The organism is Thalassospira sp. MCCC 1A02491 (assembly GCF_001613785.1).
In the GTDB taxonomy this organism is placed as follows: Bacteria; Pseudomonadota; Alphaproteobacteria; order Rhodospirillales; family Thalassospiraceae; genus Thalassospira; species Thalassospira povalilytica.
In genome coordinates this window covers 190,729-204,543 of the sequence record NZ_LPVX01000005.1, presented here as the reverse complement: position 1 = coordinate 204,543, position 13,815 = coordinate 190,729, and the positions used below count along the sequence as shown (strand labels likewise).

Here is a 13,815-nt window from a genome sequence, read left to right as displayed (position 1 = left end):
GGTGAAAAACCGCCGCAACCCCAATGGCCCGGCGCTTGGGCTGGCGGTTGGGGTGTTGCGCCTGACCGATATGATCACCCGCGCGGCCCGGGTTGCACGCATCCCGCTTGGTTTTGAAATTCACCTGGCTGACCTGAAATCCGAAGGCGACGATCAGCTGATCTATACCAACCGTCAGGCCGATTACGCCGCGGAGCATATCCGCTCGGAACTGAATACCCCGTTCAATCCGAATGTCTCGAACTTCACATTCGGCTATCGCGACTGGACAATTGTCCTGCATCCGTCCCATAGCGGATTTGCCAGCCTGTATTACTGGCAGCCCTGGGCGATCTTTGTCTTTGGCAGCATGGTCAGCATCCTGTTGCTGATTTACCTGCGCTCGCTCAACCGCACGGAAAAATACGTCGTTGATCTGGTCGCACGCCGCACCAAGGAACTTGAAGACGCCCGCGAGGCCGCCGAACGGGCCATGAACCAGGCACAGCAGGCCGACCGGGCAAAATCCGAATTCATCGCCCATATGAGCCACGAATTCAGATCGCCGATGACCTCTATCCTTGGCTATACCCAGCTTGCCAGCGACAATCTCGACAAGGATTTCTCGGTCGATACGCTGCGTGATTATCTGGCAACCATTCGCGGGGCCGGGCGGCATGTGCTGTCGCTGATCGGTGATATTCTTGATATCTCCAAGATCGAGGCCGGGCGTCTTATTCTTGAAGAAGTACCCTTTGATCTGCACCGGATTTGCGAAGAAGTCACTTCGATGATGCTTGTCCCGGCACGGGCACAGGAAAACCAGCTGCATCTGGAAATCCCCGCAGACATTCCGCGCTGGGTGATTGGCGATCCGGTTCGCTTCAAACAGGTTCTGACCAACCTTGTTTCCAACGCCATCAAATTCACCAAGTTCGGCAACATCCATCTGACCGTGACCCCGAAATCGGTGACCGATGATGAACTGTCATTCCGCATTTCCGTGCGTGATGAAGGCATCGGCATTCCGTCGAACAAGCTTGAAACCATTTTCGAAGCCTTCGCCCAGGTCGATACATCGACCTCGCGGCGCTATGGCGGCACGGGGCTTGGACTGGCGATTTGCCAGCGCATGGTCAAGGCCATGGGTGGCAAGATCAAAGCCGAAAGCATCGAAGGTCGCGGCAGTGAATTCTGGTTTGAACTGACGCTTCCGCGCAGCTCGGCCGAGGCGGTCGCCGCCATCGAAAAAACCGAAGATCAGGATATTGACGGTCAGGACAAGGAACGCGTGATCGGCTGGAACCTGCTTCTGGTTGAAGATATCGAAATCAACCGCATTCTGGCCCAGAAGCTCCTTGAACAGCAGGGCCACACCATCACCCCGGCCGCAAACGGGCAGGATGCGCTTGAAAAACTCGCACAAGATGATTTTGACGCGGTCCTGATGGACATTCACATGCCCGTTCTTGACGGTGTCGAAGCCACCCGCCAGGTCCGGGCCTTTGAAGACCCGGTCAAGGCAACCATCCCGATCCTTGCGCTGACGGCCGACATTTCCAACGACAACCTTGCGACATTCCGGGCAGCGGGCTTTGACGCCCACTGCACCAAACCGCTTGATATCAAGGCAATCAATCGCGAACTGATGCGCCTCGAAAGCCGAATGCTGATCCGCCGCCGGGAAGCACTGTCCTCACAAGACGAATAGCAGCCATTCGCACGCAAGGTTTTCTTTGACCCGCCTTGGGCAAAAACCCTATTCTGACGCCCGGATTTGACCGCCCCACAGGCAAAGCCGGGCCAGTCCCCGGCTCCCACCAAGAATAATCAGGAGTACAAGAATGGGTCACGCCGCCACAGACAGCACCCCCACCACCTGGACCTGGTATAACGGCGAATGGTACGAAGGTAACCCCAACATCATGGGGCCGCAGACCCATGGTGTGTGGATGGCATCGACCGTGTTTGACGGGGCGCGCCGCATGAATGGCAAGATGCCCGATCTTTATCCGCATTGTGCGCGTGTGCTGCGTTCGGCGCAGTTGATGGGGCTTAAACCGTCGATCACCACCGATGAAATCGTTGCCCTGGTCAAGGACGGCGTTCAGAAATTTGATCCGGAACTGGCCCTTTATATCAAGCCGATTGTCTATGGTGGCGACGGTTTCCTGGCCCCGAACCCCGATAGCGCGCAATTCGTTCTGTGCATTTCGGTATCCGAAATCCCGGCCGCCATCGAAACCGGCTTTACCGCGCGCAAATCAAGCTTCCGCCGTCCGTCACCCGAAAGTGCACCGACCGAGGCAAAGGCCGCCTGTCTTTATCCGAACGTCGGCCGTGCCGTGACCGAGGCCACCGATGCCGGTTTTGACACCGGCGTGATGCTTGATCCGATTGGCAATGTTGCGGAATTTTCCTATGCCAACCTGTTCTTTGCCAAGGATGGCACGGTTTATACCCCGGCGATCAATGGTACGTTCCTCAATGGTCTGACCCGCCAGCGCGTGATCACGCTTTTGCGTGAAGACGGTGTCGAGGTGGTCGAGAAAACCTGCAAATACGAGGAACTCGAAGCCGCCGACGAAATTTTTGGCACCGGCAACTATTACAAGGTCGCACCATGCGTCAAACTTGATGATCGCAACCTGCAACCGGGCCCGATCACGCGCCGCGCCCAGGACCTTTACATGGCCTTTACCGCCGCCAGTGCCGACTGATCATCCAGCGCCGACTGACCACAAGGCAATATCGACTAAAAAGGGCCGGTTTTCCGGCCCTTTTCTGTTTGGTGGTTCTTCTTGGCAATTTGTCGGCGAACAGTTGGATTACTGTACCGGTGGCACGGCAACGCCACTGCCCGCGACATAGGGATATTGCGCAAAGATTGATGCCACGGCGTTGCGTACCGTTTCGTTCGGGGCTTCGCGTACCGAGCTTGTGACGCGCGCAACAGCCGTGCCTTCCCAGACCATCTGATTGGTGCGGCGATTGACCATATCAACCGTCAGCGTGCCCTCGGTATAGGTATCGACATATCCCGGCTCGACATAGCCCGGCCAGCCGACATACATGCCGCTGCGATATCCGTAATAGCCGCCAACATAAACCGGCGGAGAGCTTCGGGTTTTTTCCTGGGTCTTGAGATGGAAGTTGATCAGGATATCGGGATTGTGGATATCCACCCGATAGCCGCGCGCCTCAAGGGCGGTGCTGATCGCATCCTCGATCCGCTGTCCCGATAGGGTCTGATACTGGGCCTCGGCGTTTTTGCCCGCTTCTTCCATGAAGGCGAATGTGCGGAACTGGCTGAAATCCGCAGCCGGATCAACATCGGTATAAATCCGCGGACCGCTTGCGGCACATGCCGAAAGCATCAGGGCCATCACGCCCGCGATGACAAGTTTCATCTTTGTCATGTCCCGTATCCTTTGTCCTGTTGCGGCCTTTTCTGGCTACTTACTATGACGTTTCACAACAGGAATTACACCATCATAAATTGCCAAAATAATGGTAAGCGCATGCTGACAGTATGTGTTTTTCGATCAATTGCGCCCGCTTCGGTGCGCCCACCCAACAGCCCCAGCCTCGCCCGGGTTTGATGGCACTCGGCAAGCCGGGTGACCGGCGCAGTCAGATAAACATCCCGGATCCGGCCTTAAGGGCGCACGCTTGGGGCGTGGGGCTTTGGGCGTGGAGCGTGGAGCGTGGGGTTTCAAACTTCTGGCTTCGCGCTTCCGACGGCGAGCTTTAAGCGTGGGCGTGGGCGTGGGCGTGAGCTTGGGCTTGGGCTTGGGCTTGGGCAACCGACATAATCGGTGCGCGGGATCCAACCGGTAGCAACCGCCCGGTGTGCTGTGCAGGCCATCCCCGGCCACTTCGCCGTGTTGGCTCAGGGCATGGAGGCGCTGTGGCGCTGCGATGCGGTGCTGTGGTGCGGCGGTGCGGTGGTACTAAGGTCCCGTGGCGCTGATGCTCCGCAGCACTACGCCCCGGGCAGTTGGTATCCTCGAACACACCCTGCCGCGTCCACCAGCCCCTTTACGCCCCGTCGATCAGCCGGTTGGCGGTATCGCGCAGGTCACGGATTTCATCATCAAGGATCGCGCGGTCGGCCATGGAATGGGCAAGGATGATCGCCCCCTGCCAACGCAGGATCATCCGGCGACCTTCGGTCCTTGCGCGTTCATCGGCCATGCCGGCCCTGGCGAGTTGCCCGGCAACCCAATTGATCAAACCGTCAAACACCGCCTGCCCGGTCTGACGCGCCGGGTCAAAGGCCCCGTCAGCCGGAAGATCAAGCATCAATCTTGCCAGCGGGCAGCCATGGCTGACCCGGCGCGGGGTCATCGCATCAAGATAGTCAAAAAAGATCGACAGCCGTTGGCGCACCGTGCCATTGGGCGCGATGCTGGCCAAAAGCGGCGTGAACTCGTTTTCCATGGTTTCAAGGGCAGCCTGGGCAAGATCGTGCTTTTTGGGAAAACGATAAAACACGCCCCCGGCCGGCAGGCCCGCCTCGTCGGCGACGGCCTGGATGGTGGCGGCATGATACCCGTCACGCCAGATCACATTCATCGCCGCACGCGCCAGTTTCTGGCGCTTTTCCCCGGAAGTCAGTTTGCCTGCCATCAATTCAGTCCCACTAAAGTCAGTTAACTGACTTATGCATGAAATCAATAAAAAATCGTCAATGCCGACCATCCGGTTGCGCGACGCAGGGGAGATTGGTCGTTGCCGCGCTCCCCAAACGGCCTCAAAGACGATGCCTTTGAAAACCACGCCAAAAAAAAACGATGCCAAAACCACGCCCAAAAACGATGTCCCGAACACGGTGCTCCGGCAACGATGTGCCGGAAAGAACATCCCGGCGACGACACCCTGGCGACAATGCGCCATCCGCGACGCTTAGGAAACCATGCCCCACCCGGCGTTGTGGCAAAACTGCACCGCAACCACAGCGGAACCGCATCACGTGAAATTGCGATTTTTCTGATATTTCGTAAAAATTGATCCCGTCGGCATTGGGCGCTATCAACAAGGCGTCCGGACTTTAAAAACCAACGGAACCACGCGCCCCATGAAAAACCGACAATTTTCCATCGCTGAAATCAGGAACGCCATCGCGGCTGGCGTCATCAGCGAAGAATCCTTTGCCAGACTGGAAAGCTTCCTGATCGCGCAATCGCACGAAGCCGCCGAGACCGAGAAATTCACCCTGTTTCGCGGCATGAATGACATTTTCATCGCCCTTGGCGTTGTCGCACTCAGCATCGGCTGGTTCATTCTTTGGGGCATGCTTACCGCAAGTCCGGCATTCTGGGTGGCACCGCTTGTCGCGATTGCCGGTTACGTGGTGCTGGCGGAATATATCGCCGGCAAGCTCAAGGCGACCCTGCCATCGATTGCGATCATGGCATCGCTTGGCGTGACCATCATGCTCTATGCGGTTGCGATCTATATGTCACTGACCAGCACGCCCGATCAAATGTCGGGGCTGGATGATGTCGTTGATTTCGGCAAACGGTCGATCAATGTGCTTGTTGTGGTTTCGGTGATCGGCTTTGCCTTTCAGGTCGGCTTTTTCCTGCGTTACCGGTTGCCGGTTTCCTTTGCGTTGATTGCCGCCGGCATCCTTGGCGTCCTGTGGTCGGCATTGACCGCCGCCGTCGGCCCGGCCATCGGCAGCTATTTGCATTACCTGATCACCGCAACCGGGCTTTTGCTTTTGGGGCTTGGGGTTTTCATCGACAGTCGCGATCCTGATCGCATCAATGGCTGGGCGGAATGTGCATTCTGGCTTTATGTCATGGGCGCACCGATGACCATCCATTCGGTCGCCATTGCCTTTGACGCATCACCCTGGGTGATGGTGCCGGTCATTGTTCTTGCCATGCTGTTTTCGCTGATTGTTGATCGCCGGTCCCCGATCATCAGCGCGCTGATCTATGTCGGCTACTTGCTGCAATCCGGTTTCGAAGGCGTTTCCATCGATCCGTCGATCACCATTGTTCTGGTCTGCTTTATCATTGGCGGGCTGGTCATGGCATTTGGCGTTGGCTGGCAAAAAGCCCGTCAAACCATTCTTGCCCCGTTCGAAACCCATGCCTGGCGGCGCTATCTTCCGCCAAGTTAGGCATTGCAAACCAAAGGCCCGCCTCATTATGAAGCGGGCCTTTGTTATCTGGCATATCGTGATCCGGTTGGCAAAGCGGCATCACTTGATCGCCAGGATGTCATAATTCCGGACATTGGCGACAACCCCGTCCGTCCAGCCACCCCGGACAAGATCGCCCGATTTTTCCATCAGCAGTCCCGCGACCTGCCCGTCAAAATGCGCCGCACGGCCGGCTTCATCGGCGAAAATGTCAAAGATGGCAAAGGTCGTCTTGTCGATCTGCACCCCCGCCCAGAACAGGGTCCCCGGTTCGGTTTTCGCAACAATCGGCCCGGCCGCACGCAACAGGGCCGCCAGCTGGTCACTTTGCCCCGGTGCTGCTTCGATCATGATGAATGTTGCGGTTTTTGCGCTGTAAAGATCGGTGGCATCCTTGGTCGAAAGCACGTCGGCATTGCGGATATTGGCAACAACCCCGCGATCCCAGCCACCCGCAACCAGATTGTCAGCATTGTCTTTGAGCGCCGCGGCCACAGCACCGGCAAAATGCGCATCGCGCGCCGATGCATCAACAAAGACATCAAAGATTGCCAGCCTTTCTTGTGGCTTGTCTTGCGGCGTGTCTTGCGCCTTAAGCGCAAACCAAAGGGCGGTTCCCGGTTCGCTCTGTTTCACCAGTGGCGCGGCATCGGCCAGAAATTCGGCAAAGGCATCGGCCTGACCGGGTGCGGCCGGCATTTCGATAAAACTGGCGGTACGGTGATCGGCGGCATTTTCCTGTGCCCGAACCGGCATGCCGGCCACAACAAAGGCCAAAGCCGAAACGATTGGAAGGATGGCAGCTTTCATGGTCAGATCTCCTGAATATTGGTGGTTAACCGGGGCCTATCCCGTGCCACACTTGTCCCATGACGTGCCGGGTCTGCGCCAATTCCGATGCCCTATTTTACGATAGCCATTGACTATGGTTATTGATCGGAAGACCCTGTCAAAGGTGACAAAACCGGGAGACTGTCATGGAGATGAACCAGATCCGCTATTTTCTGGCGGTATGCGAACATCGCAACTTCACCCATGCGGCAAATGCATCGAACGTGTCGCAACCGTCCCTGACCACTGCGATCAAAAAGCTTGAAGATGAATTGGGCGGGCCTCTGTTTATCCGCGATCGGGCCGGGTGCCGGCTGACACCGCTTGGCAAACTGGTCAAACCGCGCCTGACCCGGGTTCTCGCCGAAACGATCGAAGCCAAGGCCGACGCCATCCGCCATACCCGATTAGACAGGGTCCCGATCAGCATCGGCATCGGCGAAACCATTGGCCATAACAGGGTCTCCAGGGCGGTCGAACGGTTCAGAACGCGCATCCCACAGGCCGAAATCGAACTGATCATCGCACCGGCTGACGGGTTGTTTTCCGGGCTGCGTGATGGCGATTTTGACATTGTCATCACCGCCCAACCGGCCAGTCCGACGCTATATCGCATAGATAGTCTCTATCGTGAGGACTATAAACTTGTCGTCGCCCCCCATCATCGGCTTGCCCGGTGCGATGGCGTTTCACTTGGCGATCTTGCCAGTATCAACATGCTGGACCGGCCCAATTGCGAAATGCGCGATACCCTTCATGCCGCCTGTGCCGATCAGGGGCATGTGCTGTATGCGGCCTATCGTTCCAATCGGGTGGATTGGTTGATTGAACTGGCGCGTCAGGGATCCGGGGCCGTGATCTTGCCTGCAACGGCAATTCCGGCGGGGGACGATCTGGTATCGCTGCCGATCCGCGATATGGAAATCACGCGCGATGTGGTCGCCCTGCGCTATCGCCATCAGATATCAAGACCGGAAACCAATGAACTGATCGCCGAATTTACCCGGTGCTGACAGCCAACCTGAACGCAACCGGCGGCAGGTGCATCTACAAGAGACCAGCCAGCCCCAAAACAAAAAGGCCCGCATCACAACGATGCGGGCCTTTGTCATGTTTGGTAACGGTCGGCCTGAAATCAGGCCCCCAGATCTTCGCCGGCCAAGGCGCGGTCGATCAGGGCAACGCTTTCTTCAAGACCATAAAGGGCAATGAAGGAGCCCATGCGCGGGCCCTGTTCCTGACCCAGCAGGATTTCATAAAGCGTTTTGAACCAGTCACGCAGGTTCTCGTAATTGTGGTTTTTGCCAACCGTGAAGACTTCGGTCTGGATGTCTGACGGATCGGTGCCCGGTTCGATTTTCGACAGCGCATCGCGCAGATCGCGAAGGGCTGCCTGCTCGGCCTCGGTGGCGGCACGGTATTTCTTCGTCGGTTTGACGAAGTCACGATAATAGTTGATCGCATAGCCGACCAGCTTGTCGAGATACGGCGCGCTTTGCGGGGTTGCACCGGTGGCATAACGCGAAATGAACTTCCACAGCAGATCACGGTCATCGGTGTTACACACCGAAACCAGGTTCAGCAAAATGCCAAACGACAGCGGAATGTCGCGATCCGGGGCCGTACCGGCATGGATGTGCCAGGCCGGGTTCTGAAGGATTTTGGCCGGATCGGTTTCGGTTTTGAGCTTCTCGGCAAAGGTCAGATATTCATCCACGGTTTTCGGGATGACATCGAAATAAAGACGCTTTGCGGTTTTCGGCTTCTGGAACATGAACAGCGACAGGCTGTCTTCCGGCGCATAGGTCAGCCATTCTTCAACCGACAGGCCATTGCCCTTGGATTTGGAAATCTTCTGGGCATTTTCATCGAGGAACAGCTCGTAATTGAAGCCTTCCGGCGGGGTGCCGCCAAGCGCCTTGACGATCTTGTTGCCAAGTTCGACCGACGGAATAAGGTCCTTGCCGGCCATTTCGTAATCCACACCCAGCGCATACCAGCGCATCGCCCAGTCGGGCTTCCACTGCAATTTGCAATGACCGCCGGTGACCGGGGTTTCGACCAGCTTGCCGGTTTCGGGATGTTCGTAAACGATGGTGCCGCTTTCGGGTTTCAGTTCGGTGACCTTGGCCATCAGGACCTTGTTGGTGTCCTGTTCGACCGGCATGAACGGGCTATAGGTCGCACGGCGTTCTTCGCCAAGGGTCGGCAGCATGATTTTCTGGATCGCGTCATACCGTTCCAGAACGCGCAGCAACGCATCGTCAAACATGCCCGAACGATAGCATTCGGTCGAAGATTTGAATTCATATTCAAACCCGAACCCGTCAAGGAATTCGCGCAGTTTGGCGTTGTTATGATGGGCAAAGCTTTCATGGGTGCCAAACGGGTCCGGAACGGATGTCAGCGCCTTGCCAAGATGCTGGGCGACCATGTCCTTGTTCGGGATATTGTCGGGCACCTTGCGCAGGCCATCCATATCATCGGAAAAGCAGAAAAGCTTGGTCGGGATATCGCACATGGTTTCAAACGCGCGGCGGACATAGCTTGTGCGCGCGACTTCGCCAAAGGTGCCGATATGGGGCAAACCCGACGGACCATAACCGGTTTCAAAAAGGACATAGCCCTTTTCAGGCGCCTTCTGTTTATACCGCTTGACCAGCTTGCTGGCTTCCTGAAAAGCCCAGACGTTGCTGTTAAGTGCGGCATCTCGAAGATCGGCTGTCATTTTTGAAACCTTGTTTGTCAGTTGGATCGTTAAATTAACGTGGAAAACCAATGCACGGCAGATCACCCGGATCGCGTGCGTGCGCGAAGCTATACCTCACCACCGCCCAAGATCAAGCATCTGTTGCGCATGGCTGCCAAATAATCGCGGAATTCGTCATGCCTGCGACCTCATGCAAACCCGTTTGCCCCGTCCCTGCCCCGCACCAGCCCCGCCCGACCCCGGGCGCAACAGCCACATCGGCCCGGCTTTCCCGAACCTGCCCGATAATTGCCGCACATTCCCGATAGATCATTGCAAAGCCCCGATCTTTTCGGGGTGGCCAGCGTCCCGATACCGGCATTTTGTTGATAGCAACCCGAATGCATGGTTGTATGGGACGTGATCTTTGCATCCTGTGCCATCAGACAAGGAATTTGCCAATGCTGCCCCTTCCTGTGACCGTCTGTACCGTTGCGATTTTCGCCCTGATGCTTACGGGGCTGAGTTTGTTTGTGTCGCTGCGCCGCCGTGATCTGGGGATCGCGACCGGTGATGGTGATGACCGCATCCTGCGCCGGCGCATTCGTGCCCATGGCAATTTCATTGAAAATGCACCGCTTTGCACCCTGCTTGTGCTTGCGCTCGAGGCCGTTCTGGCAACGTCTGACATTATCTGGGTGGTTGCGATCATTCTGATTGCCGCACGCATCATGCATGCAATCGGGACCCTGAACTGGTCAAGCAAACGGCTGATCCCGCCGGCCATGGTGATGCAACATGCCACCATGGTGATTTGTGGTATCTGGTTGCTGGTTCAGACATTTGGCAATCTGACCATGGCTGCTGGCATGTGATGGGCATTGACCAAAAATCACCCGCCATAACGGCAAAAATCGCACATTTCCCCGCCCCGGCCCGTGACAAGATCAGCCGGATCCGCGACATGATCCATGATGTGGCTGCCGGGCTGGACGGGGTTGGTGCGATTGAAGAAAGCCTGAAATGGGGGGAACCGGCCTGGCGCCCGATATCTGGATCGGGCACCACCATTCGTGCCGACTGGAAGGAAAAGACACCCGATCAGGTGATGATCTTCCTGGATTGCAAAACCGACCTGATTGACCGCGCCCGCAGCCTTTTGCACCCCGAACTGACCTGTTCGGGCAATCGCGCGGTCATCTTCGCCCTTGATCAGCCGCTTCCTGAAAATGCGATCAGAACCCTTTTGGGATGGGCGCTGACCTATCATCTGGACCGCAAAAAGCGCGCCTGATGGCGCGACATACAGCCGGTTTTTAAAAAATAAGCCTGAAAAAACACCCCAAAAAAACGCCTGAAATACCCCTGAAACGCCCGTGTGCCGCGCGATGGCGGTGCGTGGTTGTATGAGTGCGGACAAATACCTCCCCATATGAGGGTATATTCCTATTCTATGGTATTATATACCTATGGGTAGTTTCCTATACTTTTACAGATAGAACTACATCGGGGATAAAGGTCAATGCCAAGCGTTTTCAGGAATTTACGTATTTCGCACCGGCTTTACAGTCTGGTTGGAATGCTGGTCGTGTTCATCGGCATTCTGGGTGCCGTGGGTGTCTATACCATGTCGGTTATCGGGCATGAGCTCGAAGAAGTCGCCCATCGCGACCTGCCGCTGAATGGTATTCTGGAAAAAATCACGCAGCATCAGCTTGAACAGGCCATCCTGATGGAAAAGGCATTGCGGATCGCCAATATTTCCGCCCATGACAAAAGCGAAACCTTTGAGTCCGTGCGCGCGCATTTCACCGAAGTCGCCCACCTGACCGACGACGAAATCGCCACCGCCCATCAGATGGTCAAGGATTTCCTGGCCGGTGATCTCAGTGATGCGGCGCGCACGGAGTTTGAAAAAGTCCTGATCGCGCTTGAACGGATCGAAAAAGAACATCTCGATTATGAACTTCATATCGAGGAAATCTTTGATCAGGTCACCACCGGCAATTATGACGCCGCCACGTTCGAGCAGGCCGTCATCAAGGTCGAGGAAGAACAAAGCGTCCTTGATCACGAAGTCGAAGCCCTTCTTTCGGAAGTTTCCGCCTTTACCCGTGCCTCGATGGAAGTTGCCCTTCAGGATGAAATTCGCGGTCAGACCATGATCGCCATCCTTTCAAGTGCGGCGACCGTGCTTGCCATCATCTTGTCGGTTCTGCTGGGACGCAGCATTTCCGGCCCGATGAAGAACCTGACGTCGGCACTTGGCGCGCTGGCTGATGGAAAACTCGATACCCCGATCCCGGCCAGCAAGTATCGCGACGAGGTTGCCGATATCGGCGATGCGATGAAAGTGTTCCAGGCCAACATGATCCGCGCCCGCGAACTTGAAGAAGAACAAAAGAAAATCGATGCTCTTCAAATGCGCCGCCAGGATGAACGCAACCATCTGGTCAGCGTGTTCGGGTCCTCGATCGGTGCGGTTTTCGGCCGTATCCTCAACAGTTCCGAAAGCATGGTAAACCGTGCAAGCGGTGTGCGTGACAATTCGGGCCGGACCTATGACCTGGCCCTGACGGTCGCCACCGAAGCCGAACAATCTTCGGGCAATGCAAGTTCGCTAAGTTCCGCGGTCGAGGAAATGGTGGCATCGATCGAAGAAATTTCGAACCATGTTTCGAACTTTACCGATGTGTCGCGTGATGCCGTGCGCCATTCCGAAGTCTCGCGCGAAGAAATGAAAAACCTTCAGGAAGTGGCAAGCGAAATCGGCGAAGTGGTCAGCCTGATCACCTCGATCGCGCAACAGACCAGCATGCTGTCACTCAACGCCACCATCGAAGCCGCCCGTGCCGGTGAAATGGGCAAAGGCTTTGCCGTGGTCGCAGGCGAGGTCAAAACCCTTGCCAAACAAACATCAAACGCAACCGATGAAATCGCCCAGCGCATCACCCGCATTCAGGAAGTCGCCGACCGTTCGGCCCGTGCGATTGGCGATGTTGCTGCCGTGATCGAAAGCATCGACGAATATGTCACCGGTATCGCCGGGGCCGTCGAACAGCAAAATGCCGCAACCCGCGAAATTTCGCGTAACGTGACCTTTGTATCGGAAAGCGCGACACGGGTGGCCGGCAATATGGGTGAAATCCGCGGTCAGGTCGAAGATGTCAGCGGCAATGCATCCGAAGTCCACACCGTTGCGGAAACCACCGCCAAAGAAGCCGCCCTTCTGAGCCGCGAGGTCGATATTTTCCTGGCTGCGGTACAGAATTCCGACATTCATGACGATACCTACAGCGTCCATGACATCAATGTCGGCGGCAGGATCACGTTTGGCGAACAGGCGATGAACATCACCCTGTCGGAAATTTCCTGTGCCCATGTCCGGATTTCGCCGTCACCGGATCTGCGTCCGGGCGAAGTGGTCGAACTGGTGATTGATGGCATCAATCAGCCGATCAATGCCCGTGTTGCCCGCCATGAAGACGGACACAGCATCCTGCAATTCCCGCTTGATGGTGACCATCTTGCGGTGATGCGCGCCCATATCGATACACTCACCACACACAACAAACAGGCTGCATAATCATAAAATGAATTGGGAGTGGTGGTGAAACGGGGCGGTCATATGACCGCCCCGTTTTGGTGTGCCGACACTTGCGCAGACCAGATGATCAGGCGCGGCGCGGTTTTTCGATCTGATCGCGCAATGCCCGCAAGTCGCGATTAAGGCGCTTGGCAGTTTCAATATCAAGGCCGGTGGCCTCAAGAATGCAGGTCGGAATTTCTTCGGCCTTTTCGCGCAAGGCCTTGCCTTGTTCTGTCAGGCGGATGCGCACAGACCGTTCATCATTGGGATCACGGTTGCGCATGACCAGACCATTGGCTTCGAGCCGCTTAAGCAACGGTGTCAGGGTGCTGGATTCCAGATACATCTTTTCACCGATGCTGCGAACCGACTGGTCGTCTTCCTGCCACAGGCTGACCATCACCAGATATTGCGGATAGGTCAGGCCAATCTGGTCAAGCAGCGGCTTATAGATCCGGTTAAAGGCATGGCTTGCCGAATAAACCGAAAAGCACAGAAACTTTTCAAGCTGCAAAAAGTCTTCCTTGGACGTGTCTTTCATCGGTTCATCCTGTCTGAAACTGTCGGGCA

The 13,815-nt window shown here is 56.3% G+C and carries 13 protein-coding genes; 8 read left to right on the top strand and 5 right to left on the bottom strand.

The window, feature by feature from the left end; translation table 11 throughout:
* Together AUQ42_RS03665 and AUQ42_RS03660 are read left to right on the top strand one after the other, a co-directional pair.
* Positions 1-1,690: ATP-binding protein (locus tag AUQ42_RS03665; RefSeq protein WP_156480816.1), on the top strand; the 1,690-nt coding region annotated here is incomplete at its 5' end.
* Positions 1,691-1,823: 133 nt separating this feature from the next.
* Complete coding sequence (locus AUQ42_RS03660; RefSeq protein ID WP_068517632.1) at positions 1,824-2,699, top strand: branched-chain amino acid aminotransferase; 876 nt, start codon at positions 1,824-1,826, stop codon at positions 2,697-2,699.
* Positions 2,700-2,807: 108 nt separating this feature from the next.
* Here the strand turns inward: AUQ42_RS03660 and AUQ42_RS03655 are convergent, their stop codons facing one another.
* Positions 2,808-3,398 (bottom strand): DUF4136 domain-containing protein, encoded by a 591-nt coding sequence (locus tag AUQ42_RS03655; protein ID WP_068517631.1) that lies wholly within the window; start codon positions 3,396-3,398, stop codon positions 2,808-2,810.
* 622 nt (positions 3,399-4,020) lie between these two features.
* Positions 4,021-4,611 carry a TetR/AcrR family transcriptional regulator gene (locus tag AUQ42_RS03650; protein ID WP_068517630.1) on the bottom strand — a complete coding sequence of 197 codons (591 nt, stop codon included), beginning with the start codon at positions 4,609-4,611 and terminating at the stop codon, positions 4,021-4,023.
* A 102-nt stretch (positions 4,612-4,713) separates the two neighbouring features.
* On the opposite strand from AUQ42_RS03650, the gene AUQ42_RS15865 reads away from it, so the two are divergent.
* Both AUQ42_RS15865 and AUQ42_RS03640 read left to right on the top strand, forming a co-directional pair.
* Complete coding sequence (locus tag AUQ42_RS15865) at positions 4,714-4,992, top strand: hypothetical protein (protein ID WP_068517628.1); 279 nt, start codon at positions 4,714-4,716, stop codon at positions 4,990-4,992.
* Positions 4,993-5,059: 67 nt separating this feature from the next.
* Positions 5,060-6,115 carry a hypothetical protein gene (locus AUQ42_RS03640; RefSeq protein ID WP_068517626.1) on the top strand — a complete coding sequence of 352 codons (1,056 nt, stop codon included), beginning with the start codon at positions 5,060-5,062 and terminating at the stop codon, positions 6,113-6,115.
* A gap of 81 nt (positions 6,116-6,196) precedes the next feature.
* Here AUQ42_RS03640 and AUQ42_RS03635 read toward each other — a convergent pair whose 3' ends face one another.
* The gene (locus tag AUQ42_RS03635; RefSeq protein WP_068517624.1) at positions 6,197-6,946 is read right to left on the bottom strand and encodes a hypothetical protein; all 750 of its coding nucleotides are present in this window, start codon (positions 6,944-6,946) and stop codon (positions 6,197-6,199) included.
* 167 nt (positions 6,947-7,113) lie between these two features.
* On the opposite strand from AUQ42_RS03635, the gene AUQ42_RS03630 reads away from it, so the two are divergent.
* A complete protein-coding gene (locus tag AUQ42_RS03630) occupies positions 7,114-7,980 on the top strand; it encodes a LysR family transcriptional regulator (RefSeq protein WP_068517622.1) in 867 nt (288 codons plus the stop codon).
* A gap of 122 nt (positions 7,981-8,102) precedes the next feature.
* Here AUQ42_RS03630 and AUQ42_RS03625 read toward each other — a convergent pair whose 3' ends face one another.
* The gene (locus tag AUQ42_RS03625) at positions 8,103-9,695 is read right to left on the bottom strand and encodes a lysine--tRNA ligase (RefSeq protein WP_068517621.1); all 1,593 of its coding nucleotides are present in this window, start codon (positions 9,693-9,695) and stop codon (positions 8,103-8,105) included.
* A 422-nt stretch (positions 9,696-10,117) separates the two neighbouring features.
* Here AUQ42_RS03625 and AUQ42_RS03620 point away from each other — a divergent pair, with 422 nt between their 5' ends.
* The 3 genes from AUQ42_RS03620 (at position 10,118) to AUQ42_RS03610 (ending at position 13,242) form a co-directional block, all read left to right on the top strand.
* Entirely contained in the window at positions 10,118-10,531 is a 414-nt protein-coding gene (locus AUQ42_RS03620) for an MAPEG family protein (protein ID WP_068517618.1), read from the top strand.
* On the top strand, positions 10,531-10,950 hold the full coding sequence (locus tag AUQ42_RS03615; RefSeq protein ID WP_068517616.1) for a DUF1801 domain-containing protein: 420 nt from the start codon (positions 10,531-10,533) through the stop codon (positions 10,948-10,950). The genes AUQ42_RS03620 and AUQ42_RS03615 overlap by 1 nt, the downstream gene beginning before the upstream one ends.
* Positions 10,951-11,178: 228 nt before the next feature.
* Positions 11,179-13,242, top strand: coding sequence for a methyl-accepting chemotaxis protein (locus AUQ42_RS03610; RefSeq protein ID WP_082817710.1), 2,064 nt, complete (start codon positions 11,179-11,181; stop codon positions 13,240-13,242).
* Positions 13,243-13,330: 88 nt separating this feature from the next.
* On the opposite strand, the gene AUQ42_RS03605 is transcribed toward AUQ42_RS03610, so the two are convergent.
* Positions 13,331-13,786, bottom strand: coding sequence for a MarR family winged helix-turn-helix transcriptional regulator (locus AUQ42_RS03605; RefSeq protein WP_082817715.1), 456 nt, complete (start codon positions 13,784-13,786; stop codon positions 13,331-13,333).
* Positions 13,787-13,815: the final 29 nt, after the last annotated feature.

What these genes read in the sequence shown, in the direction of transcription:
- AUQ42_RS03660 (WP_068517632.1), top strand. Translation starts at nt 1,824, where the DNA reads ATGGGTCACGCCGCCACAGACAGCACCCCCACCACCTGGACCTGGTAT.
- AUQ42_RS03655 (WP_068517631.1), bottom strand. Translation starts at nt 3,398, where the DNA reads ATGACAAAGATGAAACTTGTCATCGCGGGCGTGATGGCCCTGATGCTT.
- AUQ42_RS03650 (WP_068517630.1), bottom strand. Translation starts at nt 4,611, where the DNA reads ATGGCAGGCAAACTGACTTCCGGGGAAAAGCGCCAGAAACTGGCGCGT.
- AUQ42_RS03640 (WP_068517626.1), top strand. Translation starts at nt 5,060, where the DNA reads ATGAAAAACCGACAATTTTCCATCGCTGAAATCAGGAACGCCATCGCG.
- AUQ42_RS03635 (WP_068517624.1), bottom strand. Translation starts at nt 6,946, where the DNA reads ATGAAAGCTGCCATCCTTCCAATCGTTTCGGCTTTGGCCTTTGTTGTG.
- AUQ42_RS03630 (WP_068517622.1), top strand. Translation starts at nt 7,114, where the DNA reads ATGGAGATGAACCAGATCCGCTATTTTCTGGCGGTATGCGAACATCGC.
- AUQ42_RS03625 (WP_068517621.1), bottom strand. Translation starts at nt 9,695, where the DNA reads ATGACAGCCGATCTTCGAGATGCCGCACTTAACAGCAACGTCTGGGCT.
- AUQ42_RS03620 (WP_068517618.1), top strand. Translation starts at nt 10,118, where the DNA reads ATGCTGCCCCTTCCTGTGACCGTCTGTACCGTTGCGATTTTCGCCCTG.
- AUQ42_RS03615 (WP_068517616.1), top strand. Translation starts at nt 10,531, where the DNA reads ATGGGCATTGACCAAAAATCACCCGCCATAACGGCAAAAATCGCACAT.
- AUQ42_RS03610 (WP_082817710.1), top strand. Translation starts at nt 11,179, where the DNA reads ATGCCAAGCGTTTTCAGGAATTTACGTATTTCGCACCGGCTTTACAGT.
- AUQ42_RS03605 (WP_082817715.1), bottom strand. Translation starts at nt 13,786, where the DNA reads ATGAAAGACACGTCCAAGGAAGACTTTTTGCAGCTTGAAAAGTTTCTG.